The sequence below is a fragment of the Arthrobacter methylotrophus genome (assembly GCF_039539965.1).
Lineage (GTDB): Bacteria > Actinomycetota > Actinomycetes > Actinomycetales > Micrococcaceae > Arthrobacter > Arthrobacter methylotrophus.
This window is the reverse complement of sequence record NZ_BAABED010000001.1, coordinates 2,654,534-2,674,897: the sequence shown is the minus strand read 5'-3', so window position 1 is coordinate 2,674,897 and position 20,364 is coordinate 2,654,534. Positions and strand designations below refer to the sequence as shown.

The window sequence follows — 20,364 nt, the reverse complement described above, 5'->3', positions numbered from 1 at the left end:
GGGTGAAATCATGACTGAATATCGCCGTCTTGGACATTCCGGATTGACCGTCTCAGTAGTCGGCTTGGGGTGCAACAATCTCGGCCGGCCCAATACTGCCACCGAATCGCAAGAGGGCACCAACGCGGTGGTGCACGCCGCGTTGGATGCCGGCGTCACCCTTTTCGACGTGGCAGACGTCTACGGCCGGGAACCCGGGCTCAGCGAAACCATGTTGGGCCTTGCGCTCAAGGGCCGCCGGGACGACGCGATCGTGGCAACGAAATTCGGCATGGACATGCGCGGCGCCAACGGCAACGATTTTGGTGCCCGGGGTTCGCGCCGCTACATCATCCAGGCCGTCGAGGCATCGCTGCGTCGCCTTGGCACCGACTGGATTGACTTGTATCAGTACCACACCCCGGATCCCCTCACCCCTGTTGACGAGACACTCGCCGCCCTCGAGGACCTCGTCGCAAGCGGTAAGGTCCGGTACCTCGGCCACTCCAACCGTGCCGGCTGGCAGATTGCCGAGGCCGAATACGTCGCCCGAATGCAGGGCGGCCCCCGCTTCATTTCGACGCAAAACCACTACAACCTGCTGGACCGCCGGGCGGAACTCGAAGTGCTGCCGGCCGCCGAAGCTTTCGGGCTCGGCGTCTTGCCGTATTTCCCGCTGGCGAACGGCCTCCTGACCGGTAAGTATGCGCCTGGGAGCGCCCCGGAAGGATCGCGGCTCAGCCACACACGGACCAACATGGTTAACGACGCCGACTGGGTCCAGTTGGGCCGGTTCAGCCAATTCGCCAAGGCACGGGACCTGAGCGAACTTCAGCTGGCCTTTTCCTGGCTGGCCGCACAGCCCGCAGTCAGCAGTGTCATTGCCGGAGCCACCCGTCCCGAGCAAATCGAAGAAAACGCCCAGGCCGTGCGGTGGGTACCGAGCGCAGAGGAGCGCGCGGAATTGGACGACATCTTCCCGCGCACGCCGAAGGTAGCTCTTTTCTGAGGAGTGCGCCATGAGCGGGGAACACGCGCCGGTAGCCGGCCTTCGGGAGCCCGTGAGCTTGCTGGTGGATTGCGACACGGGAATCGACGACGCCATCGCCCTAGCCTACTTGTGCAGCCTGGCACAGGTAGAGCTTGTGGCCGTCAGCTGTACTCCGGGCAACGTCGCCGCGGAACAGGTGGCACGCAACAACCTGTCCTTGCTCGAGTTGTGTGGCCGTCCCGGGGTGCCCGTTGCCATCGGTGCCCGGGCGCCGCTGCGGATCCCGCTGGTCACCACGCCGGAAACCCACGGGCCGCAAGGCGTTGGCTACGCCGAGTTGCCGGAACCGCAGGGGAGCGTGAGCGAGATCGACGCCGTCGAGCTCTGGGTCGAAGCGGCGCGATCCCGGCCGGGAGAACTGGTTGCCCTGATGACCGCTCCCCTCACCAACTTCGCCCTCGCGCTGCGCGCCGAACCCCGGCTACCTGAGCTGCTGCGCGGCGTCGTGATCATGGGCGGCAGTTACTACTACCAAGGCAACACGACGCCTACCGCCGAGTGGAACACGCACGTTGATCCGCACGCAGCCGCCGAGGTGTTCGCGGCATTCTCCGGCCTTCCCGAGGAGCGGTTGCCGGTGGTGTGCGCCCTGGAGACCACGGAGCGGATCGAACTCAAACCCGAACATGTGACCGCCCTGGCTGCTGAGGCAGGCTGTACGGAGCCGGAACTTGTCCTGCCGGATCAGCCGGAGGGGAGCCGCAGCACCGCCTCAAATGTGCTCGTGAGGCACGTCAGCGATATGCTGCGCTTCTATTTCGAGTTCCATCGCCGCTACGACCAGGGCTACGTGGCGCACATCCACGACTACTTCGCCGCGTCCGTCGCCGCCGGAACCGCAAGGTACCGGGCGCGGGCCGCAACCGTGCACGTCGAAACAGCAGCTCCCAGGCTCATCGGTACGACGGTGGCGGACTTCCGTGGCCTATGGGGTGAACCGCCCAACGCGCGCATCGTTTCTGAAAACTACCCCAGCGAGACCTTTAGCGAATTGGTGCGGTCACTGGGTGGCCTTGGCCGGCGGCTGGGAAAACCCGACGGCCAAGGCAATCCCTAGAAAGGGGCAGCTAGCCCGCGGACGGCTTCGAAGCGATCCCGGGTGCCAGGAAGCGTCTGCCGTTGACGCGCTCTGAAGCGCCGACACGGTCCAGATACGGGGTGATACCACCCAGGAACATCGGCCAGCCGGCTCCGAGGATGACACAGAGATCGATGTCTTCCGGCCCTGCCACCACGCCTTCGGAAAGCATGAGCCCGATCTCCTCGGCCAATGCGTCCTGTGTACGGCGCAGGACTTCCTCGGCCGTGGACGGGGTGGTGCCGAAGGACATGAGCGCCAGGGTGTCCGCGGGGATCACCGGTGTTCCGTCAGGACCAGGTGCCCAGAGCGACGTAACGCCGTTGTCAACCAGCTTCTGCAGGTTCTGGGATACCGGAAAACGCTCGCCGAAGGCTGCGTGGAGCGATTCCTGAACGTGCTGGGCTACCGGTAGGCCCACCATCGCGCTGAGGGTGAACGGACTCATCGGCAGGCCCATGGGTCGCAGCGCCGAGTCGGCGACTTCCGCCGGCGTCCCTTCGTCAAACGCGGCAATGACTTCGCCCATGAGTCGCAGCAGGATCCGATTGACGACGAACGCGGCGGCGTCCTTGACCAGCACTGCTGATTTCTTCAACCCTTTGGCGAGCTCGAACGCGGTAGCCAGCACGGCGTCGTCGGTCTTCGGGGCACGCACGATCTCCAGGAGCGGCATGACTGCAACCGGGTTGAAGAAGTGGAAGCCGACCAGGCGCTCCGGGTGCTCCAGGTCTTCGGCCATCGCTGTCACGGACAGCGATGAAGTGTTGGTCGCGAGGATGCATTCGGGGGAGACGATGGCCTCCAATTCGGCGAAGACCTGCTTCTTGACATTGAGTTCTTCGAAGACCGCTTCAATGACGAAGTCGGCATCGGCGAATGAGTCTTTGGAAACGGAGCCGCTGACCAGGGCCTTGGTCCGGTTGGCGGCGTCGGAGCTGATCCGCTTCTTGCCGAGGAGCTTGTCCACCTCCGCATGGACATAGGAGACGCCTTTGTCCACCCTCTCCTGATCGATGTCCGCCAGGACAACGGGCACTTTGAGCTGGCGCGCGAACAGCAGGGCGAGCTGGCTCGCCATGAGTCCGGCGCCTACGACGCCGATCTTCGTCACCGGGCGTGCGAGTTTGCGGTCGGGCGCACCCGCCGGCCGTTTGGACCTTTTCTGCACGAGGTCCAGGAAAGCATAGACGGTGGAACGGAACTCGTCCGTCTGCATCAACTCGGCGAGCGTCTCGCATTCCAAGGCCGCCGATGCCGCTTTGCCCATGGTCCGGTTGGCCTCGAGAAGATCCAGCACCTTTGCCGGAGCCGGCGAAGCGTTGGAAGTCTTGGCTTCCACGAACGCGCGGCCCGCTGTCACGGCGCCGGCCCAGCGTTCGGCAACGGCAGGATCTGCCGGGTCCACGGAGTTCCCCCGGTTCGGGATGATCTCGCCGGCAATTACTTTCGCTGCCCAGTCAATGGACTGCTCCATGAAGTCCGCAGGCTCGAAGATGGCGTCGGCAATGCCGAGATGGAATGCCTGGGGGCCGGTGAGGGTGCGGTTGTTGTTCAGCGGGCTCTCGATCATGACCTTGACGGCGTTTTCCGGACCGATGAGGCGCGGCAGGAGGTAGACACCGCCCCAGCCCGGGACGAGCCCGATGAACGCTTCAGGCAAAGCGAGGGCTCCCGCCGCGGTCGAGACGGTGCGGTACGTTGACTGGAGGGCGATTTCGAGGCCACCGCCGAGCGCAAGGCCATTGATGAAGGCGAAGCTGGGAACGCCCAGATCGGCGAGCGTGCCGTAGACGTCATGGCCGAGCTGCGCCATCCACAGTCCGTGATCGCGCTCATGGAGCCGCTTGACCGCTGAGAGGTCCGCTCCGGCCACCAGGAAGTACGGCTTGCCCGTGACACCGACGCCGACGATCTCGCCGCGCGCAGCGCGATCCTTGAGGCCTTCAAGTACCGTCCCGAGCTCGACCAGGGTATTTGGCCCGAGGGTGGTGGGCTTGGTGTGGTCCAGACCGTTGTCCAGGGTGATCAGGGCGAACGTTCCGGCATTGCCGGAGAGTTTGATGTCCTGGACATAGGAATGGGTCACTGTCTCGTCCGGGAACAGATCGGCCAGTTGCTGGAATTGGGCGGCGCTCATGCTGTGGCTCCCTGGGTAGCGGTGTCTGCTGAGTTCTCTGTCGCGCTGTCATAGCTGTTGTAGTCGTTGTTGTAGTCGGGGTGACGCGGGTTCTCCCATATAACCGTGGCGCCCATGCCCAAGCCTATGCACATGGTGGTCATGCCGTAACGGACTGACGGGTCTTCCTCGAACTGGCGGGCGAGTTGGTTCATGAGCCGCACGCCGGAGGATGCCAACGGATGCCCGACGGCGATCGCCCCGCCGTAGCGGTTGACGCGCGGGTCGTCGTCGGCGATTCCGAAGTGGTCCAGGAAGCTCAGGACTTGCACGGCGAAGGCCTCGTTGATCTCGAACAGGCCGATGTCTTCGATGCCGAGTCCGGCGTTCTTGAGCGCCTTCTCGGTGGCCGGGACCGGTCCGATTCCCATGACTTCCGGCTCGACACCGGCGAAGGCATAGGAGACCAGACGCATTTTCACGGACAAGCCGAGCTCCTGGGCAGCTTCGGCGGAGGCGAGGACTGCCGCCGTCGCGCCGTCGTTCAATCCGGCGGCATTGCCCGCCGTGACGCGGCCGTGTGCGCGGAACGGCGTGCGCAGTTCCGCGAGGTCGGCCACCGTGGTTCCGGGGCGCGGCGGCTCGTCGGTGATGTTGACCGTCCAGCCTTCCCCGGGCTTCATCGTGGCGACCGGGACCAGATCCGGCTGGATCTGGCCCTTGCCGTAGGCCGCAGCTAGTTTTGCCTGGGATGCCGCTGCATAGATGTCCGTGCGCTCTTTGGTGATTGCCGGGAAGCGGTCGTGCAGGTTTTCGGCAGTATTGCCCATGTTCAGCGCAGCTGGATCCACGATCCGTTCGGACATGAACCGCGGGTTCGGATCCGCGCCGGCGCCCATGGGGTGGTTGCCCATGTGCTCAACACCGCCGGCAATCACGACGTCGTACGCACCGAAACCAATGCCGCTTGCCGTCGTCGTGACCGCCGTCATCGCCCCGGCACACATGCGGTCGATGGCAAAGCCCGGCACGCTGCGGGGGAGACCGGCCAGGAGAGCAGCAGTACGCCCGATCGTCAGGCCCTGGTCGCCGGTTTGCGTCGTGGCAGCGATGGCGACTTCGTCGACGCGCTCGGCGGGCAAAGCAGGGTTGCGGCGCATGAGTTCTCGGATGCACTTGACGATCAGGTCGTCGGCGCGGGTCCCCGCATAGATGCCCTTTTCGCCTGCTTTGCCGAAAGGCGTCCGGACACCGTCCACGAAGACGACGTCGCGGACAATCCGGGGCTTGGCGCTGTTCCCGCTGTGGCTCATGTGTGGCTCCTCGTTGAGACAGGGATGCCGGACAGCCCTGAGAGGGAGTCGGCGTCATTTACCGCTATGTTACTCGCCGGTAACTTAGCGCGCAAGGAGAACAAATTCCGATCCTCGCTCACATATGACGTCCCCTCGCCGGATCCTCGCTCACATCCCGCAGGAACCGCGGTCGGATGTGAGCGAGCGTTGGGCTTGGGGGCGTTCGATGTGAGCGAGCGTTGGGCTTGGGGCCCTCAGGCCCAACGGGCTGTGCATGATTCAGTTGCTGGGAGCCGCGCTCCTCGGCTCTTTCGGCTCCTTGGGCGGCAGCGGTTGCGGATTCAGTGACGCCTCGGTGAGGATGGGTGCCGTGATGGCGATTTGCCACTCCCGGGCGCCGAGGGCGCGCAGCTCTTCCGCTACGGAATCGACGGTGAGGTCCGACGGCGGCCGCCACAGTACACGCCTCATGTAGTCCGGAGTGAGGAGGTTCTCCACGGGAAGTTTGAGCTCGTCGGCAGCCGCTTGAAGCTTGGGCCGGGCAGTCCCCAAGCGCGCTGCGGCCTCCGGATCACGGTCTGTCCACACACGCGGGGGCGGCGGAGCGTTGGTCGGTAAATGCAACGGAGGAAGGTCCTCGGTGCTCCTTGCGGCGGTAACGCAGCGCAACCAGCGTGGCGCTTCCCGCTGCGCGGCCCGCCCGTGGAAACCCTTGGTGGCGAGGAGCTGCGGAACGGTAGCCGGCATCGCCTTGGCGGCGGCTACCAAAGCGGAATCCGGAATGAGGCGGCTGGGAGCAACATCGCGTTTGCGCGCAAGCTGGTCCCGTTCGTACCACAGCTCGCGCACGGCGGCTAATTGACGGCGGTCGCGGATTTGGTGCAGGCCGGAGGTCTTGCGCCACGGGTCAATCCTCGGTGCCGGGAGTCCGGCTCCAAGGATGCCGGCGAATTCCTGTTCGGCGAATTCAAGCTTTCCGTCCGCTTCCAGGAGTTCCATGAGTTCTTCGCGCAGTTCGGCGAGGACTTCGACGTCGAGGGCTGCGTAACGCAGCCATGGTTCGGGAAGGGGGCGGGTGGACCAGTCGGCAGCGGAGTGCTCCTTGGCGAGGCCGAAACCAAGGAGCTGCTCAATGACGGCGGCGAGGCCAACGCGCGGCAGCCCGGCAAGCCGAGCAGCGAGCTCGGTGTCGAAAAGCTTGTCGGGCCACATGCCGAGCTCGGCCAGGCACGGAAGATCCTGAGTCGCGGCGTGCAGGATCCATTCGACGCCGCGCAGCGCTTCGTTAATGATCTTCAGGTCATCGAAGGGCTCAGGGTCGATCAGCCAGGTGCCTGCGCCGTCGCGTCTGATCTGCACCAGGAAGGCGCGTTGACCGTAGCGGAAACCCGAGGCGCGTTCGGCGTCGACCCCGGCGGGGCCGGTTCCCGCGGCGATGGCAGCAGCGCACCGCTCCAAGCCGGATAAGGTGTCGATGACAAGGGGTACACCCTCACGCGGGGCATCCAGATCGATGATTTCGGGTATCCGGCCATCAAAGCCGTCTACCGTGATGTGTGGTGTGGGATCAGCAGCCGGAGCGCCGGCTGTGGTGGGTTCCAGATTTTCAGGGGTCATGGTGCCTTCAGTTTACCGACTCTGTGCGTGGCCGGTCCGTCCACGCATTCCAGAGCACCCCGACGGCGTTCAGGTGAGCCGCCGACGTGGCAGGGGTGTGACGCCGGGAGGCAAGGGAGGGAGCCCGGCGAACGTGCAGACCATGTCGCACCAGGCCTCCAGATGTGCCTGGGCATCGGAAGACGCCGGCGTCCACGAGGCGCGAAGTTCGATGTCGATGGTTTCCGGTCTTTCAGCCAAGGTACCGAAGCTCTCCGACAGGATGCGTGTGGCTGTACCTCCCGCCGCCCGGTACTGCGCGGATTGGCTTTCGAGGGCGTCCACGAGCCACGTCCAGGCCACGGAACCGAGCATCGCGTCGTTGCCCATCTCGGCGTCCAGCTGTGCCCGGATGTAGGTCACGATCCGGAATTCCCCATCCCACACGGCGGAGCCGTCCGGGTCATGGAGGAGGATGAATCTGCCCGTGGCAAGCTCGTCATCATTATCATCGGCCGTACTGGCGGGTCCGGAGGGGTTCTCGTGGGTAAACGCCATGGCTGCAGGGCCATGGACAGGAGTCCGGACCGGACGCGTCGAACGGCTGAAGACCTCGGCCCCCAGGGCTACAGCGTAGGGGGCCAAGCGGGACGGTGCCGGAATCTCCGCGAGCCGCAGCTCGCTCCGGCACTGTGCTTTTCGTAGCGTTCCCAACGCATGCAAAAAATCCGCGGGAACCTGTGCGAGTGCGTTCACCTTCGCAGATTATGTGCCCGGGGCGGCGAAACCCTGAAGCCACGCCGCCCCGCACGCAGGCCTATGCCGGGGCCAGCTCGCGCTTGATGGCGGCAACGAAAGAATCGATGTCCTCTTCCGTGGTGTCGAAGGAGCACATCCAGCGCACCTCGCGGTTCGCTTCGTTCCAGTCGTAGAACTTGAAGGAGGAACGGAGGCGATCGGCGACGCCGGCGGGCAGCACCGCGAAAACTCCGTTGGACTCGGTAGCCTGGGTAGGCTCCACACCCTCAATGGAGTCGACGGCGGCACGCAGCCGTGCAGCCATGGCGTTTGCGTGCTCCGCGGAGCGAAGCCACAGTCCGGATTCCAGAAGTGCGATGAACTGGACCGAGATGAATCGCATCTTGGAGGCCAGTTGCATGTTCATCTTGCGTAGGAACTTGAGTCCGTGGGCGGCCTCGGGATTCAGCGCAACGACGACCTCGCCGAACAGGAGTCCGTTCTTGGTGCCGCCGAAGGACAGAATGTCGACGCCGGCGTCGCGGGTGAACGTCCGCAATGGCACTCCAAGATGGGCGGCAGCATTGGCGAGCCGGGCACCGTCCATGTGCAGTTTCATGCCCTTGGCATGGATGTGGTCCGCGATCGCGCGGATTTCTTCCGGTGTATAGCAGGTGCCGAGCTCCGTGGTTTGCGTGATGGACACGGCCAACGGCTGCGCACGGTGCTCATCGCCCCAACCCCAGGCCTCGCGGTCGATCAGTTCGGGAGTCAGCTTGCCGTCCGGGGCGGGGACCTGCAGGAGCTTGATCCCGCCGATCCGCTCCGGGGCACCGTTCTCGTCCATGTTGATGTGGGCGGTCGAGGCGCAAATGACGGCGCCCCAACGCGGCAGCAAAGACTGCAACGACAACACGTTGGCGCCCGTGCCGTTGAAGACCGGGAAACACTCGATGCCTTCGCCGAAATGTTGTTCCATGACTTCGTGGAGCCGTTCCGTGTACTGGTCCTCGCCGTAGGAGACCTGGTGGCCGCCGTTGGCCGCGGCCAGGGCCGCCAGGATTTCAGGGTGGACGCCGGAGTAGTTGTCCGAGGCGAATCCCCGGACTGAGGGATCGTGGAGGCGCCCCGTGGCTTCCGAAGGCAGGGCGACCGGGTTCTCTTCAGTAATGCTCGTCACTTGTTCGTTCACGCTTTCAGTCTATTTGGCCAGGAGGAGGCGCTGTCCGTTCAGTTCTGCCGCCGGCTTGTCGAAGAGCCCGACGGCGGCTGTCGCCAAATCGTCGACGTCGGTGTACCCGGGGAATTTCCGCTCGGGATGTGCCTTCCGCATCGCGGCATCCAGCAGTGACTTGACGACGAAGACGACGGCGGCGCTGTGCTGCTCCGTGGGTTCGTCGTTGTTTTCTGGGTTTCCTGGGTTGCTGGGGTTGCCGGGCTTGCCTGATTGATCACGTCGGAACCCATCGGCCAAGGCCAAGGTCCAAGTCTCCGCAGCAGCCTTGGCCGCCGCGTACGTCGCGGCTCCGGCGGTGGGTGCTGCGACCGCCGTCGAACTCACCATCGCGAAACGTCCCATGGGGGAGGACTCGAGATCCTGGTAGAAGACCCGGGAGACGTTTCTCAGTGTGGTGATGGCACTTTGTTCGAGGGCAGTCCAGTCTTCGTCCGGTTGATCTTCGATTCCCTTGGCGCCGCGCCACCCTCCTACCAAGTGGATCACGCCGTCGACCCTTTTAGCGCTCCCGTGGATCGCCGACGCGAGTTCCCGCACTGCCTCGAGCCGGGAAAGATCGCACACCAGGGGAGTGACGTCGGCGCCCGCTTGGGAAGCGGCAGCCTTGATGCGGGCCTCGTCCGAGCCGACCGTGAAGACCCGGTGCCCGGCCAGCGTGAAGGCGCGGGCAACGGCAATGCCGGAGGAGTTGCTGCCACCTGTAACGAGGATGGTCAGCTGCTCGCTAACCATCAGGCTGCGGCCGGTCCGCTGGTGCCGGTGATGCCCGTGGTTGATTCGATGATGGGGCGCATTTTCTTCTCCAAGGCTTCGTAGAACATGGACAGGGGGAATTCATCGTCGAGCACCTGGTCGGTGAGGCCGCGGGGCGGCCCGTCGAGCGGCAGTGCCTCCGGGCCCTTCGCCCAAACCGAAGCCGGATGCGGAGTGACCGTACCGGAAATGAGCTTATACGCCGCGAGCCAGTGGGCAGCCTTCGGACGGTCGATGGAGCGCCAATAGAGTTCCTCGATCCGGGCACCGAGTTCGACGACGACGTCGGCGGCTTCGTCCCAATCGATGCTGAGCTTGCTGTCGGTCCAGTGCAGGACGTGGTGCTGGTGCATCCACGCGAAGAGGAGTTGGCCGCCGAGGCCGTCGTAGTTGCGCACCCGGTTTCCCGTGATGGCGAAGCGGAAGATCCGGTCGAAGATGACGGCGTACTGGACGAGCTTCGCGTGGCGTCGGGCGTCAGGGGAAGCAGCCTCGTCCTTCTCGATGCGGACGGATTCCCGGAAGGCTGTCAGGTCGCACCGGAGCTCTTCGAGCGAATAAAGGAAGAACGGCATCCGCTGCTTGATCATGAACGGATCGAAGGGAAGATCGCCGCGCATGTGGGTACGGTCATGGATCAGGTCCCACATGACGAAGGTCCGCTGCGTGAGTTCCTGGTCATCCAAAAGCTCCGCCGCACCTGCGGGCAGCTGCAGGGATGTTGTTGCCGCGGCTGCTTTGAGCACACGCCGGAAGCGGGCGGCTTCACGGTCGGCGAAGATGGCGCCCCACGTAAAGGCGGGCGTTTCCCTCACTGCGACTGTCTCTGGAAAGAGTACGGCGGAATTGGTGTCATACCCCGGAGTGAAGTCCAGGAAACGGATGGGCACGAAGAGCTTGTTGGAGTAGTCGCCGGACTCCAAGTCGCCGATGAACTCGGGCCAGATGACCTCGATCAGGACGGCCTCCACGAGGCGGCTTGTGCTGCCGTTCTGGGTGTACATGGGGAATACCACGAGGTGCTGGAGTCCGTCTTCGCGGTGTTCCTGGGGCTGGAAGGCCAGCAGCGAGTCGAGGAAGTCCGGGACTCCGAATCCGGAATCGGCCCACCGAGCGAAATCTTCGATCAAGAGTTCAAGGTACGCGACATCGTGGGGAAACGCCGGGCCCAGACGCTTGATGGATTCGATAATGGTGGCTGTGTATTCTTGCGCAGCGCCGTGGTGTGCCGGATCCTGAATGGAGCCATCCCGGCTCTGCAGAGGTTGCAGGGCAGTGGCTGCGGTCTTCAGCGAGACCCAGTCCCGGTTATCGGACGTGATGCGCGGGCGGGCGATGCTAGCGGTAGTTGTCATCGACGACGGTGCCTTCCTCAAGAAATATTGTTCTGAGGCGAGCGTAGCAATCGGTCAGAGTAACTAATTCAAAAGTGGCTCGAGCGTAAGAAAATCTGTTGAAAATGGCTCCGCCGGCACCCGGAGATCCAGCCCGGCGAGGGCTGGCCCCCGGGACTGCCGGGCGCTGGAGCTATTGTCCGGCGGGGGACTCGACAAGCTTGAGCGAAACGGAGTTGATGCAATACCGCTGGTCAGTGGGCGTCCCGTAGCCCTCACCCTCGAAAACGTGTCCCAAGTGTGAATCGCAATTGGCGCAGCGGACCTCCACCCGTTCCATTCCCACGGTACGGTCATGCAGGTATCGGACGGTGCCTTCCGCGAGCGGGGCCCAGAAGGACGGCCAACCGCAATGGGAATCGAATTTTTCGTTGCTCGTGAAAAGCTCTGCGCCGCAGGCCCTGCACTGGTAGACACCGGCGGTATGGGTGTCCCAATACTCTCCCGTGTAGGGCCGTTCCGTTCCTGCCTGGCGCAGCACCCTGAACTCTTCCGGGGTAAGCTCCTCGCGCCACTCCGCATCCGTCTTCTCCACGCATTGCCCGTCCTTCGGAACTTCTTGGAGGGGGACCCCGGCCAAGGGGTCTGCGGCTTGGAAGTACTTCCTGTTATCTGCAGTGCTCATGATCTCTCAACGCTTACGAGTCGCCGATAAATCCCGATCCCGCATAGAGATGAAGCACCGGCAACCCCAATTGGTCCTGGGCCTTGTTCGCCCAGTCCGTATGGAAGGTATCGGTGATCGCGTGGGGGCGCGTGATCACCACTGCCTGCGCCGCATTGAGCGCTTTGACTTTGGACACCAAGCCGGCCACGGCACCGCCGTCGACGATTTCACCGGTAACTCCGCCACCGAGCCCCTCGAGTGCCATCAGGGAGGCAGACAAGGCTTCCGCGGCCTGCGCACGCTCCGATTGGGGAGTCGGCGCCTCGCCGACAAGGTCCCGAAATGCCTTGGCTACTTCGAGCATCGAAAGGTTTTCGAGGAAGTCGACCAGCAAGTGCCTTTCGGTGTTCGCCGGCACCAACACCACCACGGGCGAGTCGCTGCCGTCGAGCAGTTTGGCAATATTGACACGGTCTTCCGGGCCGAGAGGCTCTTCAGTAAGGATGACGATTGGATCACTCATGGCTACAGCGTAGACCGGAGCCGCGCCGGGAGCATGATTTGGTCCGGCAATTCTGTTCTCGGCGTAGCTGGCCCGCTCGGGAGGCAACGCCGGTGAACAGTGCTGTGCAAAGGACGGCTCCGCAACCGGGACAATGGTCACATGGCATCCATGACCCGAGCCGCACCAACCGCCGAGAACGGTGCGAAAATGTCCACCCGCGCCAAATGGGCCGTCGCAGGAATCATTGCCGGCAGCAGCATCGCCGGCTTGCTGGGCGCCGGTTCTTCGGCACTCGCAGCCTATTTCGCCCGCCGCGTCATCACCCCGTCCGAACGCGAGGCTGACCAGGAAGTGCTGGCGGTGGTGCGCGGAGACCATGGACTCCAGGTCATCCTGGCAGCTACCCCGGACAGCATCGTCGATGGAGTGTTCAGCCTCTACTTCGCAGGTGGCACCGGGTTCGCGCGAATCGGGCGGATCGTGTCCTATTCGCCCGCGGAACGTACGGTGCAGCGCGAAGTCGAAGAAGTGTACAGCGGAGACTTGGCAAAAGCCCGGCGCGGGTGGTGGAGTGGTGCCGTCTATGACTCCCCGGCGGTGCTTGGCCTGGATTCGGAAGAAGTGCAGATCGACGTCGAGGGTGGCCAGGCGCCGGCATGGCTGATCCCGTCGGGCGCAGGCAAGCCCGCGAAAGTGTGGGCAATCATGGTCCATGGCCGCGGTGCCACCCGCGTCGAAGGCTTGCGCGCAGTGCGCAGCGCTCGCGATCTAGGCCTCGACAGCCTGTTGGTTTCGTACCGGAACGACGGCCTGGCGCCGTCCGCCCCGGACCGGCGTTACGGTTTGGGATCCACGGAGTGGCGCGACGTCGATGCGGCGATTGAATACGCGCTGGCCCATGGTGCCCACGAGGTGGTCTTGTTCGGATGGTCGATGGGTGGTGCGATCTGCCTCCAGACGGCCGACCTCTCGCACCACCGCCATGTCATCAGGGCCATGGTCCTGGACGCGCCGGTGATCGACTGGGTCAACGTCCTGGCACACCACGCGCAGCTCAACAGGATCCCGTACGCGGTGGGTCGCTACGGGCAGCTGATGTTGGGGCACCCCTTGGGCCGCCGCCTCACCGGCCTGGCCGCACCCGTCGACTTGAAGGCCATGGACTGGGATACACGCGCCGTCGAACTCCGTACTCCGACGCTGGTGATCCACAGCGTGGACGATGAGTACGTACCGTACGAACCCTCGGCCAGCCTCGCCGAGAAGAACCCGGACATGGTCACTTTCGAACCCTTCGAAGGCGCACGGCACACCAAAGAGTGGAACGTGGATCCGCAGAAGTGGGAGCGGCTGGTGCATTCGTGGCTCGCTCCGCGGCTCACTCCCCGCGTCGGCCCGGCGTCGGCTTGAGCGCACCGCTGCCTGCCCTGCACCCAGCGACCGCTAGTGGCGTGGCTGCCGATCGGAGCGGTACGGGCGCCGGTCAGCCGGATAAGGTCCGCAGGATCTAGCTCAATGTCCAGGCCGCGGCGATTGCTTTGAGATCCAAGGTTCCACTGACCGGAACGATTCCCACGGCAAGTTTGCCTTCGACGTCGACCATCAGAGTCTTGAAGACCCGGCCAGGCTCGATTCCGAGGACTTCCGCCGCCTCGAGCCCGTAGCTGGCCGCCGAAGGATCGTGTGCATACGGGTGCAGAGTGAAGGGAACGCCGGCCGCAGCCAATATGGCTGTGGCCGGCGTTCCCTGAGAAGCCTGTTTCTTGGCCATTCGCGGTGTATTCCGGCTCAGGACGACAAACGGTCCGCCGCGGCGACCTTGCGCTTGATGCGCCCCAGCATGGCGGTCATGCCACGCATGCGCAACGGCGTGATGGCCCGCGTAAGGCCCAGCAATTCCGGCATGTCATCAGGAACAGCCAGGATCTCCGCGGCAGTCAATCCGTCCAGGCCTTCGCGCAGGACACCCGCAAAGCCGCGCGTGGTGGGCGCCTCCGGCGGTGCCTTGAAGAACAAACGGTAGGCCACGCCGTCGGGCTTCTGTTCCTGTTCAACGGTCAGGAACAGGGGTGACTGGCACTCCACCACCTGCTCCAGCAGTTCAGGGTGGTCCAGAAGCCGTTCCGGCAACGCCGGGAGTTCGCGCGAGAACTCAAGCAAGAGCTGAAGGCGGTCCGGCTCGGTCAGTGCCTGGAAGTCATCGACAATTTCCGCCAATGCGGCGGGCAAAGTATTGGTACTCATCGCTTCCAGCTTACGCACGTCCGGGCAGCTTTGGCTCTGGATCGCTCAAAATGGCCCAGTCCAAGATGGCAAGGCACAGAGGTTCCGGACTACTTTCCGGCGAGTGCGGGGACGGATCCTCGCTCAGCGCCCTTGGCGATCGGTACGCGCACGGCATTGCCCCACTCAGTCCAGGAACCGTCGTAATTGCGGACCGTTTCGAAACCGAGCAGGTACTTCAGGGCGAACCAGGTGTGGCTGGAACGTTCGCCGATGCGGCAATACGCCACAACGTCGTCGCCTGCTGCGAGGCCGGCTTCGCCGAGGTAGAGGTCCTCAAGTTCAGTGCGGTTGCGGTAGGTGCCGTCTTCGGCGGCAGCGCGTGCCCATGGGATGGAGGCAGCGGTGGGAATGTGGCCGCCGCGCAGGGCACCCTCTTCGGGGTAGGCCGGCATGTGCGTGCGCTGGCCCGTGTATTCCTCGGGGGAGCGGACATCGATGAGCGGCTTGCCGAAGTGAGCCAGGACGTCGTCTTTGAAGGCACGGATTGGTGCATCGTTGCGTTCGACAACGGGGTACTCGCCCCGGGCAGGCTGCGGCACTTCAGTGGTGATATCGCGGCCTTCGGCAATCCACTTGTCGCGGCCACCGTCCAGGAGCCGGACGTCTTCGTGGCCAAAGAGCGTGAACACCCAGAGAGCGTAGGCGGCCCACCAGTTGGACTTGTCACCGTAGATCACCACGGTGGTGTCGCGGGAGATACCCTTGGCGGCTGCCAAGGCCGCGAAAGCCGCACCGTCTACGTAGTCCCGGGTGACTTCATCGTTCAAGTCCGTGTGCCAGTCGATCTTGACTGCTCCCGGAATGTGGCCGGTCTCGTACAGGAGAACGTCCTCGTCGGATTCGACAACAACCAGCTTGCCGTCGCCGAGGGCGCCGCCTTCAATGGCCGCGGCAAGCCATTCGGTGGACACCAGGCGTTCGGGGTGGGCGTACGCGGCGAACTTCTCGTTCTGTTCAACGGGGTAGGACATAGCTATGGCCTTTCACTGACACTTTCACTGACACCGGGCGGCGCCGGACGATAGGACCTACCCGGCATTGAATCCACAGTATCGATGCCCGGGGACTAAAGCTCCCTTCCGTTCATATGGTGAAATATGGCCTTCATCACGTGTCCGCCGGGGCCATGCCATTGCCGGTATTCTTGCTGGGGACTTACGACACGAAGAACGGACCGCATTGGTACAGATCGAACAGCTCGCCGCACGCACACCGGCGGTCTCAGCGGACGAGATTCTCAAGGGTTTCTACCCTTCGCCACGGTTCGGAGAAGTGTCCTTCAACAGCTACCGGCCCGATCCGAACCAACCGAGCCAAGCGGCGGCAGTCAAGTCCCTGGAAGCGTTTGGGGCGACGGTAGGCGCCGGTGACGGAGATGGCCTGTTCAAACGCTTTTTCGGCAAGAAGGTCAACGGCAGGGCAGGCATTTACCTCGATGGCGGGTTCGGGGTCGGAAAGACCCACCTGCTGGCTTCTTTGTGGCACTCCGCGCCGGGGCCGAAGGCCTTCGGAACATTCGTGGAGTACACCAACTTGGTGGGTGCCCTGTCGTTCCGCAAGACCGTGGACGCTTTGAGCAGCTACAAGCTTGTCTGCATTGACGAATTCGAGCTCGACGATCCGGGCGACACGGTATTGATGTCCCGCCTCATGCGTGAGCTGGCCGACGCCGGCGTGAAGCTCGCCGCAACCTCCAACACCTTGCCTGGTTCATTGGGAGATGGCCGCTTTGCCGCCGTCGACTTCCAGCGCGAGATCCAGGTCCTCGCGGACCAGTTCGATGTCGTCAGGATCGACGGCGAAGACTTCCGCCACCGTGGATTGCCGGCCGCCCCGGCTCCCTTGAAGACGGAAGACCTCAAACGGCAAATGTACGCCGAGTTCGATGGCCAGACAGTGGCCATGGATGACTTCCGCGGCCTGATCGAACATCTCGCCGGTGTCCATCCCAGCCGTTATCGAAAGCTGATCGCTGGAATCGACGCGGTCGTATGGCGGGATGTGGAAACCATTACGGAGCAAGCCGTCGCCCTCCGCTTCGTGGTGCTTGCCGACCGTTTGTACGATAAGGACGTCCCGATCCTCGCCAGCGGCGTGCCGTTCGACAAGCTCTTCACCGAGGAAATGATGACCGGCGGCTACATGAAGAAATACTTCCGTGCTGTGTCCCGACTGACCGCCTTGGCGCGCGAGGGCCAGAACCACGAACCCTCCTAGGGACCCTGCTGCCCCGCCCTAATTTCGGCGTTCCCGGTCTTTCAGCACCCAGCGGACCAGGATTCCGGCGGCAAGCGCCCAGAATGCGGCGCCGACGCCCGCGAAACTGAGGCCGGACGCCGGTGCCGCTGCCACGACGGTTACTAGCGCGGCGGAGAAGGCTGCCAGCACGAGGTAGGCCAGGCCCTGGTGAAGGCCGCGATCCAGCGCCTGCCCCTGTCCTCGCCAGCTTCTTCCCCGGCAGCCAGGGCGGCACTCAGTGCGGCCAGGTTAATCGCATGTCCGCCGAACGGAGCCTCCACCGCAATTCGGGCAAGAGCCCGTTGGACGGGATACTTACGCCGTTGACCGCCACGTGTAGATGCCGATGGCGGCGAGGGCCACCAGGAGCCCGGCAGGGACTGGTCAGGGCGATCAGTACTCCAGCGATAAGGAAGGCGCCGACGGCGGCGGGCCACCCGCCGCCGGGCACGCCGGCTCCCGCGAGGAGCGCCGCGCCCGGCGTCGACCACGCGAGCGTGACGGGCAAGCGAGACCGCCAGGAAAGCCAGAGCACGCCGAGCCCGAAGGTGAGGGTGAAGGAGAACAGTCCGCTGGCGGCCTGCTCCTGTGTGGCCCCGACCGCCTTGAGGCCCGCGAGCACGACGGCGAAGGATGAAGTGAAACCGACCAACGCCGTCACGATCCCAGCCACAAGGGGGGCGGGACAGTTGCCGGGAGGCGGGAACAGGACGTGGCTGTCCGGTGTGGAGGGGTGACGCTGGCATAGTCCTTCACGTTAACCGAGCCGGCGCGCAGCCAGCGGGCGGGCGAAGCAAAACCCAGGCGATTAAACGCCTAGGGCACCGGCGGCGCCTCGCGGCGGGACCGGTGCCCCGTTGACGTAACTGTAATCGGGAGCTCTGGCCGGAAAGACCGGCTACGGAGCCTCATCCGTGGAGGGAGCCGCCTAGGCCGGAGCCTTGCCTGCGTCACCGGCTTTCTCGATGCCGCACTTGATGGCTTCTTCATTGCCACCAATGAGGCCCTGAGCTTTGCCCTTCAGATCGTCAAGTAATCCCACGGGCACCTCCCTTCAATCGCGGAGCCAGTTCGCTCCTCCGTTCTCGATCCTAACCCGAGACTCAGGAGGTGCCAAGCGATTGCGTGACTGGGATGTCAAATGGTTTTCCTGAGGAGTCACGCTTGTTGGTGACGTGGGCTTTCCGGATTCATGAGCGAGTGCTTACGACCGTAGGTGAAGTAGATCACCAGCCCGACCATCAGCCAGACCACAAAGCGGAGCCAGGTTTCCCAGTGCAACTGGATCATGAGGAAGGCCGAGGCTAGGACGCCGAAGGCAGGCACCAAAGGCATGAGGGGCAGCCTGAAGGTGCGCGGAGCGTCGGGCTTCTTGTAGCGGAAGACGATCACCGCCAAGCACACCACCACAAACGCCGCGAGGATGCCGATGTTGGTCAGATCGGCAACGGCCTTGATGGGGAAGACTCCGGCGAGCAAGGCCGAGGCAATGCCGGCGATCCATGTGACGCGCTGCGGGGTGCCGTGCTTGTCGGTTCCGGCAAACCATCCGGGAAGCAGGCCGTCGCGGCTCATCGAGAACCAGACCCGGGTGACGCCCAGGAGGAAGGTCAGCATCACGGTCAGGATGGACAGGACCGCGAATACGGAAATGATGGTGGCGATGACGGGCAGACCGGCGCCGGTGAATGCGGAGGCGAAGCCGGCGGTGGGGTTGATGTCCTTGTAGTTCTGCATCCCGGTGAGCACCAAGGTCGCCGCAACGTAAAGGAGCATGGCGATGACGAGGGACAGCACAATCGCTTTCGGCATGTGCTTCTTGCCATCCGTAGCTTCCTCGGCGGCTGTACTCATGGCGTCGTAGCCGAACACGGCGAAGAAGACCGTGGCCGAGCCTGCCAGCACGGGCCCGAAGCCGCTGGGCATGAACGGGTTGTAGTTCTTGGTGTTGATGTAGAAGATCCCCAGGCCGATGATGAACAGGATGAGCACTACCTTGATGGCCACTGCAACGAGTTCGAAGCGGCCAAATGCCTTGGTTCCGCGGCTGAGGATCCAGGTGACCAGCAGGCAGACCAGGATAGCCGGCAGGTTGATGACACCGCCATTCCCTTCGTCCACCGTCGAGGTCATCCAAGCGGGCATGTGGAGGCCGATCCCGGAAAGGAACGCATCAAAGTAACCGGAAATGCCGATCGCGACGACGGCGACAATGGCGATGTACTCCAACAGGAGGTCCCAGCCTATGAACCATCCGATGACCTCGCCCAAGGCAACGTACCCATAGGTGTAGGCCGAACCGGCGCGGGGGATCATTCCGGCGAATTCCGCGTAGGACAGGGCGGCAGCGGCGGACGCAAGGCCAGCAATCAGGAATGAAATCAGCACAGCCGGGCCTACGCCCGGGGTGTCCTTGCTTCCATGCGCCACGAGTCCGGCGAGGGAGAAGATCCCGACGCCGATGATGCCGCCAACGCCGATGGCCGTCAGTTGCCAAAGGCCCAGGCTCTTGAAGAGCCCGCTGTGCTTGCTCTCCTCCTCGATGTCGTCAATGGGTTTCTTCCGCATGATCGATCGGACAAGTGTTTCTTGATTCACCGTTGCTCCTGCCGGTTGGCGTGGACGAATGAGACCTGAAGAAAAGTATGCGATCCAAATCACGTTGGATAAAGTGATTTTTGCTGAGCGGTATTGATTAGGCCCGCCGAATCTTCGGGCGAGCCACATGCGGGCGGCGTGCCGGGGTATGAGACAGAACGTATGTATGGGAGGGGCTTGCTTCCCGGTGTTGGCGGGTGAATTTCGGGGGTAGCTAAGCTTTGGACGCTTAGGGTGGCTGCGGTCAGGCGTTGGTGCGGAACGGAAAGGCGGCCGCGGGTGAGCAGCGCTGCCGGTGTCTGGGCTGCGGGCTCGCCGCTCCGTGAACGCCAGGACGTCGGCAGACGCTCCGAGCTCGAGGCGTTCTTTGGCTGGCTGATGGGCACCTCCAATGAGTCTTCGCTCACTTCGTTCGGCGCCGCCCGGTCATTCCGCCGCCGCACGGCCTGGTGCTGGAACATTGCCCCGCGGATCCCGGTGACCGGCGAGGTCCATGACCAGGTCCAGGTCGACGATCTATGGACACCGTCGGATTTTGCTGGATCATTCTCTTCGCCGAAGTTGCCGGTCCCGTGCGAGGGACCGGAATCTGTCCATTCGAATGATGGAGCAGAATCCGACATCCGAGCGAAAACGATCCCCGCACGACCCGACGCGCCCGGGATTTCCACACGTTTTGTCCTATAACTCCTATAACCCTGCCCGGGGCACAAAAAAAGCAGCTCCCGCGGAGCTGCTTTGGAGGATGATACGGCTGTGAATGCCGGCGCTTGCCGGACAGGGAAACGTGGAGCGGACGACGAGATTCGAACTCGCGACATCCACCTTGGCAAGGTGGTGCTCTACCAGCTGAGCTACGTCCGCACATGATGACTGTTCCGCTCGAACCG

Annotated in this window: 20 protein-coding genes, 1 tRNA gene and 2 pseudogenes; 5 read left to right on the top strand and 18 right to left on the bottom strand. The window is 63.8% G+C overall.

What is annotated here, in order from left to right; translation table 11 throughout:
* Window positions 1-10 precede the first annotated feature (10 nt).
* Both ABD884_RS14230 and ABD884_RS14225 read left to right on the top strand, forming a co-directional pair.
* On the top strand, window positions 11-988 hold the full coding sequence (locus ABD884_RS14230) for an aldo/keto reductase (protein WP_345046840.1): 978 nt from the start codon (window positions 11-13) through the stop codon (window positions 986-988).
* Between the two features lie 10 nt (window positions 989-998).
* Entirely contained in the window at window positions 999-2,087 is a 1,089-nt protein-coding gene (locus ABD884_RS14225; protein ID WP_345046837.1) for a nucleoside hydrolase, read from the top strand.
* 10 nt (window positions 2,088-2,097) lie between these two features.
* Here ABD884_RS14225 and ABD884_RS14220 read toward each other — a convergent pair whose 3' ends face one another.
* From ABD884_RS14220 to ABD884_RS14180, 9 genes are all read right to left on the bottom strand, one after another.
* A complete protein-coding gene (locus tag ABD884_RS14220) occupies window positions 2,098-4,248 on the bottom strand; it encodes a 3-hydroxyacyl-CoA dehydrogenase NAD-binding domain-containing protein (RefSeq protein ID WP_345046835.1) in 2,151 nt (716 codons plus the stop codon).
* Entirely contained in the window at window positions 4,245-5,540 is a 1,296-nt protein-coding gene (locus tag ABD884_RS14215) for a thiolase family protein (protein ID WP_345046832.1), read from the bottom strand. Before ABD884_RS14215 ends, ABD884_RS14220 begins: the two co-directional genes overlap by 4 nt.
* A 261-nt stretch (window positions 5,541-5,801) precedes the next feature.
* Window positions 5,802-7,139: an HRDC domain-containing protein gene (locus ABD884_RS14210; RefSeq protein ID WP_345046829.1), complete on the bottom strand. Its 1,338-nt coding sequence runs from the start codon at window positions 7,137-7,139 to the stop codon at window positions 5,802-5,804.
* Window positions 7,140-7,208: 69 nt separating this feature from the next.
* On the bottom strand, window positions 7,209-7,874 hold the full coding sequence (locus ABD884_RS14205; RefSeq protein WP_345046825.1) for a DUF3000 domain-containing protein: 666 nt from the start codon (window positions 7,872-7,874) through the stop codon (window positions 7,209-7,211).
* A 61-nt stretch (window positions 7,875-7,935) separates the two neighbouring features.
* Window positions 7,936-9,048, bottom strand: coding sequence for a threonine aldolase family protein (locus tag ABD884_RS14200; RefSeq protein WP_376954696.1), 1,113 nt, complete (start codon window positions 9,046-9,048; stop codon window positions 7,936-7,938).
* A 9-nt stretch (window positions 9,049-9,057) separates the two neighbouring features.
* Window positions 9,058-9,825 (bottom strand): SDR family oxidoreductase, encoded by a 768-nt coding sequence (locus ABD884_RS14195; RefSeq protein WP_345046824.1) that lies wholly within the window; start codon window positions 9,823-9,825, stop codon window positions 9,058-9,060.
* Window positions 9,825-11,201 (bottom strand): DUF6421 family protein, encoded by a 1,377-nt coding sequence (locus tag ABD884_RS14190; protein ID WP_345046821.1) that lies wholly within the window; start codon window positions 11,199-11,201, stop codon window positions 9,825-9,827. The genes ABD884_RS14195 and ABD884_RS14190 overlap by 1 nt, the downstream gene beginning before the upstream one ends.
* Before the next feature lie 172 nt (window positions 11,202-11,373).
* Window positions 11,374-11,865, bottom strand: coding sequence for a peptide-methionine (R)-S-oxide reductase MsrB (msrB, locus tag ABD884_RS14185; RefSeq protein ID WP_345046817.1), 492 nt, complete (start codon window positions 11,863-11,865; stop codon window positions 11,374-11,376).
* A gap of 13 nt (window positions 11,866-11,878) precedes the next feature.
* Window positions 11,879-12,370, bottom strand: a complete 492-nt coding sequence (locus ABD884_RS14180; RefSeq protein WP_345054803.1) for a hypothetical protein — start codon at window positions 12,368-12,370, stop codon at window positions 11,879-11,881.
* A 141-nt stretch (window positions 12,371-12,511) separates the two neighbouring features.
* Here ABD884_RS14180 and ABD884_RS14175 point away from each other — a divergent pair, with 141 nt between their 5' ends.
* Window positions 12,512-13,762, top strand: a complete 1,251-nt coding sequence (locus ABD884_RS14175; RefSeq protein ID WP_345046812.1) for an alpha/beta hydrolase family protein — start codon at window positions 12,512-12,514, stop codon at window positions 13,760-13,762.
* Between the two features lie 112 nt (window positions 13,763-13,874).
* On the opposite strand, the pseudogene ABD884_RS14170 reads toward ABD884_RS14175, so the two are convergent.
* The 3 genes and pseudogenes from ABD884_RS14170 to ABD884_RS14160 all read right to left on the bottom strand — a co-directional run.
* Window positions 13,875-14,123: pseudogene (locus tag ABD884_RS14170) on the bottom strand (YbaK/EbsC family protein); the annotation flags it as partial.
* A 17-nt stretch (window positions 14,124-14,140) separates the two neighbouring features.
* Window positions 14,141-14,596: a SufE family protein gene (locus tag ABD884_RS14165; RefSeq protein WP_345046810.1), complete on the bottom strand. Its 456-nt coding sequence runs from the start codon at window positions 14,594-14,596 to the stop codon at window positions 14,141-14,143.
* 89 nt (window positions 14,597-14,685) lie between these two features.
* The gene (locus ABD884_RS14160; RefSeq protein WP_345046807.1) at window positions 14,686-15,609 is read right to left on the bottom strand and encodes a sulfurtransferase; all 924 of its coding nucleotides are present in this window, start codon (window positions 15,607-15,609) and stop codon (window positions 14,686-14,688) included.
* 208 nt (window positions 15,610-15,817) lie between these two features.
* On the opposite strand from ABD884_RS14160, the gene zapE reads away from it, so the two are divergent.
* Window positions 15,818-16,855, top strand: a complete 1,038-nt coding sequence (zapE, locus tag ABD884_RS14155; protein ID WP_028266805.1) for a cell division protein ZapE — start codon at window positions 15,818-15,820, stop codon at window positions 16,853-16,855.
* Window positions 16,856-16,873: 18 nt separating this feature from the next.
* Here zapE and ABD884_RS14150 read toward each other — a convergent pair whose 3' ends face one another.
* From ABD884_RS14150 to ABD884_RS14130, 5 genes and pseudogenes are all read right to left on the bottom strand, one after another.
* Window positions 16,874-17,026, bottom strand: coding sequence for a hypothetical protein (locus ABD884_RS14150; protein ID WP_345046805.1), 153 nt, complete (start codon window positions 17,024-17,026; stop codon window positions 16,874-16,876).
* Window positions 16,999-17,157 carry a benzoate/H(+) symporter BenE family transporter gene (locus ABD884_RS14145; RefSeq protein ID WP_345046803.1) on the bottom strand — a complete coding sequence of 53 codons (159 nt, stop codon included), beginning with the start codon at window positions 17,155-17,157 and terminating at the stop codon, window positions 16,999-17,001. Before ABD884_RS14145 ends, ABD884_RS14150 begins: the two co-directional genes overlap by 28 nt.
* Entirely contained in the window at window positions 17,112-17,537 is a 426-nt protein-coding gene (locus ABD884_RS14140; protein ID WP_345046800.1) for a benzoate/H(+) symporter BenE family transporter, read from the bottom strand. The genes ABD884_RS14145 and ABD884_RS14140 overlap by 46 nt, the downstream gene beginning before the upstream one ends.
* A 288-nt stretch (window positions 17,538-17,825) precedes the next feature.
* Window positions 17,826-17,924, bottom strand: a pseudogene (locus ABD884_RS14135) (antitoxin); the annotation flags it as partial.
* 110 nt (window positions 17,925-18,034) lie between these two features.
* On the bottom strand, window positions 18,035-19,444 hold the full coding sequence (locus tag ABD884_RS14130; RefSeq protein WP_376954742.1) for an amino acid permease: 1,410 nt from the start codon (window positions 19,442-19,444) through the stop codon (window positions 18,035-18,037).
* Between the two features lie 309 nt (window positions 19,445-19,753).
* Between ABD884_RS14130 and ABD884_RS14125 the strand changes: the two genes are divergently transcribed.
* A complete protein-coding gene (locus tag ABD884_RS14125; protein ID WP_345046796.1) occupies window positions 19,754-20,161 on the top strand; it encodes a hypothetical protein in 408 nt (135 codons plus the stop codon).
* A 101-nt stretch (window positions 20,162-20,262) separates the two neighbouring features.
* On the opposite strand, the gene ABD884_RS14120 is transcribed toward ABD884_RS14125, so the two are convergent.
* Window positions 20,263-20,338 (bottom strand) — tRNA-Gly (locus ABD884_RS14120).
* Window positions 20,339-20,364 lie beyond the last annotated feature (26 nt).

Bases quoted from the DNA above. Each gene is read 5' to 3' on its own strand.
- ABD884_RS14220 (WP_345046835.1), bottom strand. From the start codon at position 4,248: ATGAGCGCCGCCCAATTCCAGCAACTGGCCGATCTGTTCCCGGACGAG.
- ABD884_RS14180 (WP_345054803.1), bottom strand. From the start codon at position 12,370: ATGAGTGATCCAATCGTCATCCTTACTGAAGAGCCTCTCGGCCCGGAA.
- ABD884_RS14225 (WP_345046837.1), top strand. From the start codon at position 999: ATGAGCGGGGAACACGCGCCGGTAGCCGGCCTTCGGGAGCCCGTGAGC.
- ABD884_RS14195 (WP_345046824.1), bottom strand. From the start codon at position 9,825: ATGGTTAGCGAGCAGCTGACCATCCTCGTTACAGGTGGCAGCAACTCC.
- ABD884_RS14215 (WP_345046832.1), bottom strand. From the start codon at position 5,540: ATGAGCCACAGCGGGAACAGCGCCAAGCCCCGGATTGTCCGCGACGTC.
- ABD884_RS14190 (WP_345046821.1), bottom strand. From the start codon at position 11,201: ATGACAACTACCGCTAGCATCGCCCGCCCGCGCATCACGTCCGATAAC.
- ABD884_RS14230 (WP_345046840.1), top strand. From the start codon at position 11: ATGACTGAATATCGCCGTCTTGGACATTCCGGATTGACCGTCTCAGTA.
- ABD884_RS14175 (WP_345046812.1), top strand. From the start codon at position 12,512: ATGGCATCCATGACCCGAGCCGCACCAACCGCCGAGAACGGTGCGAAA.
- ABD884_RS14210 (WP_345046829.1), bottom strand. From the start codon at position 7,139: ATGACCCCTGAAAATCTGGAACCCACCACAGCCGGCGCTCCGGCTGCT.
- ABD884_RS14130 (WP_376954742.1), bottom strand. From the start codon at position 19,444: ATGCGGAAGAAACCCATTGACGACATCGAGGAGGAGAGCAAGCACAGC.
- msrB (WP_345046817.1), bottom strand. From the start codon at position 11,865: ATGAGCACTGCAGATAACAGGAAGTACTTCCAAGCCGCAGACCCCTTG.
- ABD884_RS14160 (WP_345046807.1), bottom strand. From the start codon at position 15,609: ATGTCCTACCCCGTTGAACAGAACGAGAAGTTCGCCGCGTACGCCCAC.
- ABD884_RS14165 (WP_345046810.1), bottom strand. From the start codon at position 14,596: ATGAGTACCAATACTTTGCCCGCCGCATTGGCGGAAATTGTCGATGAC.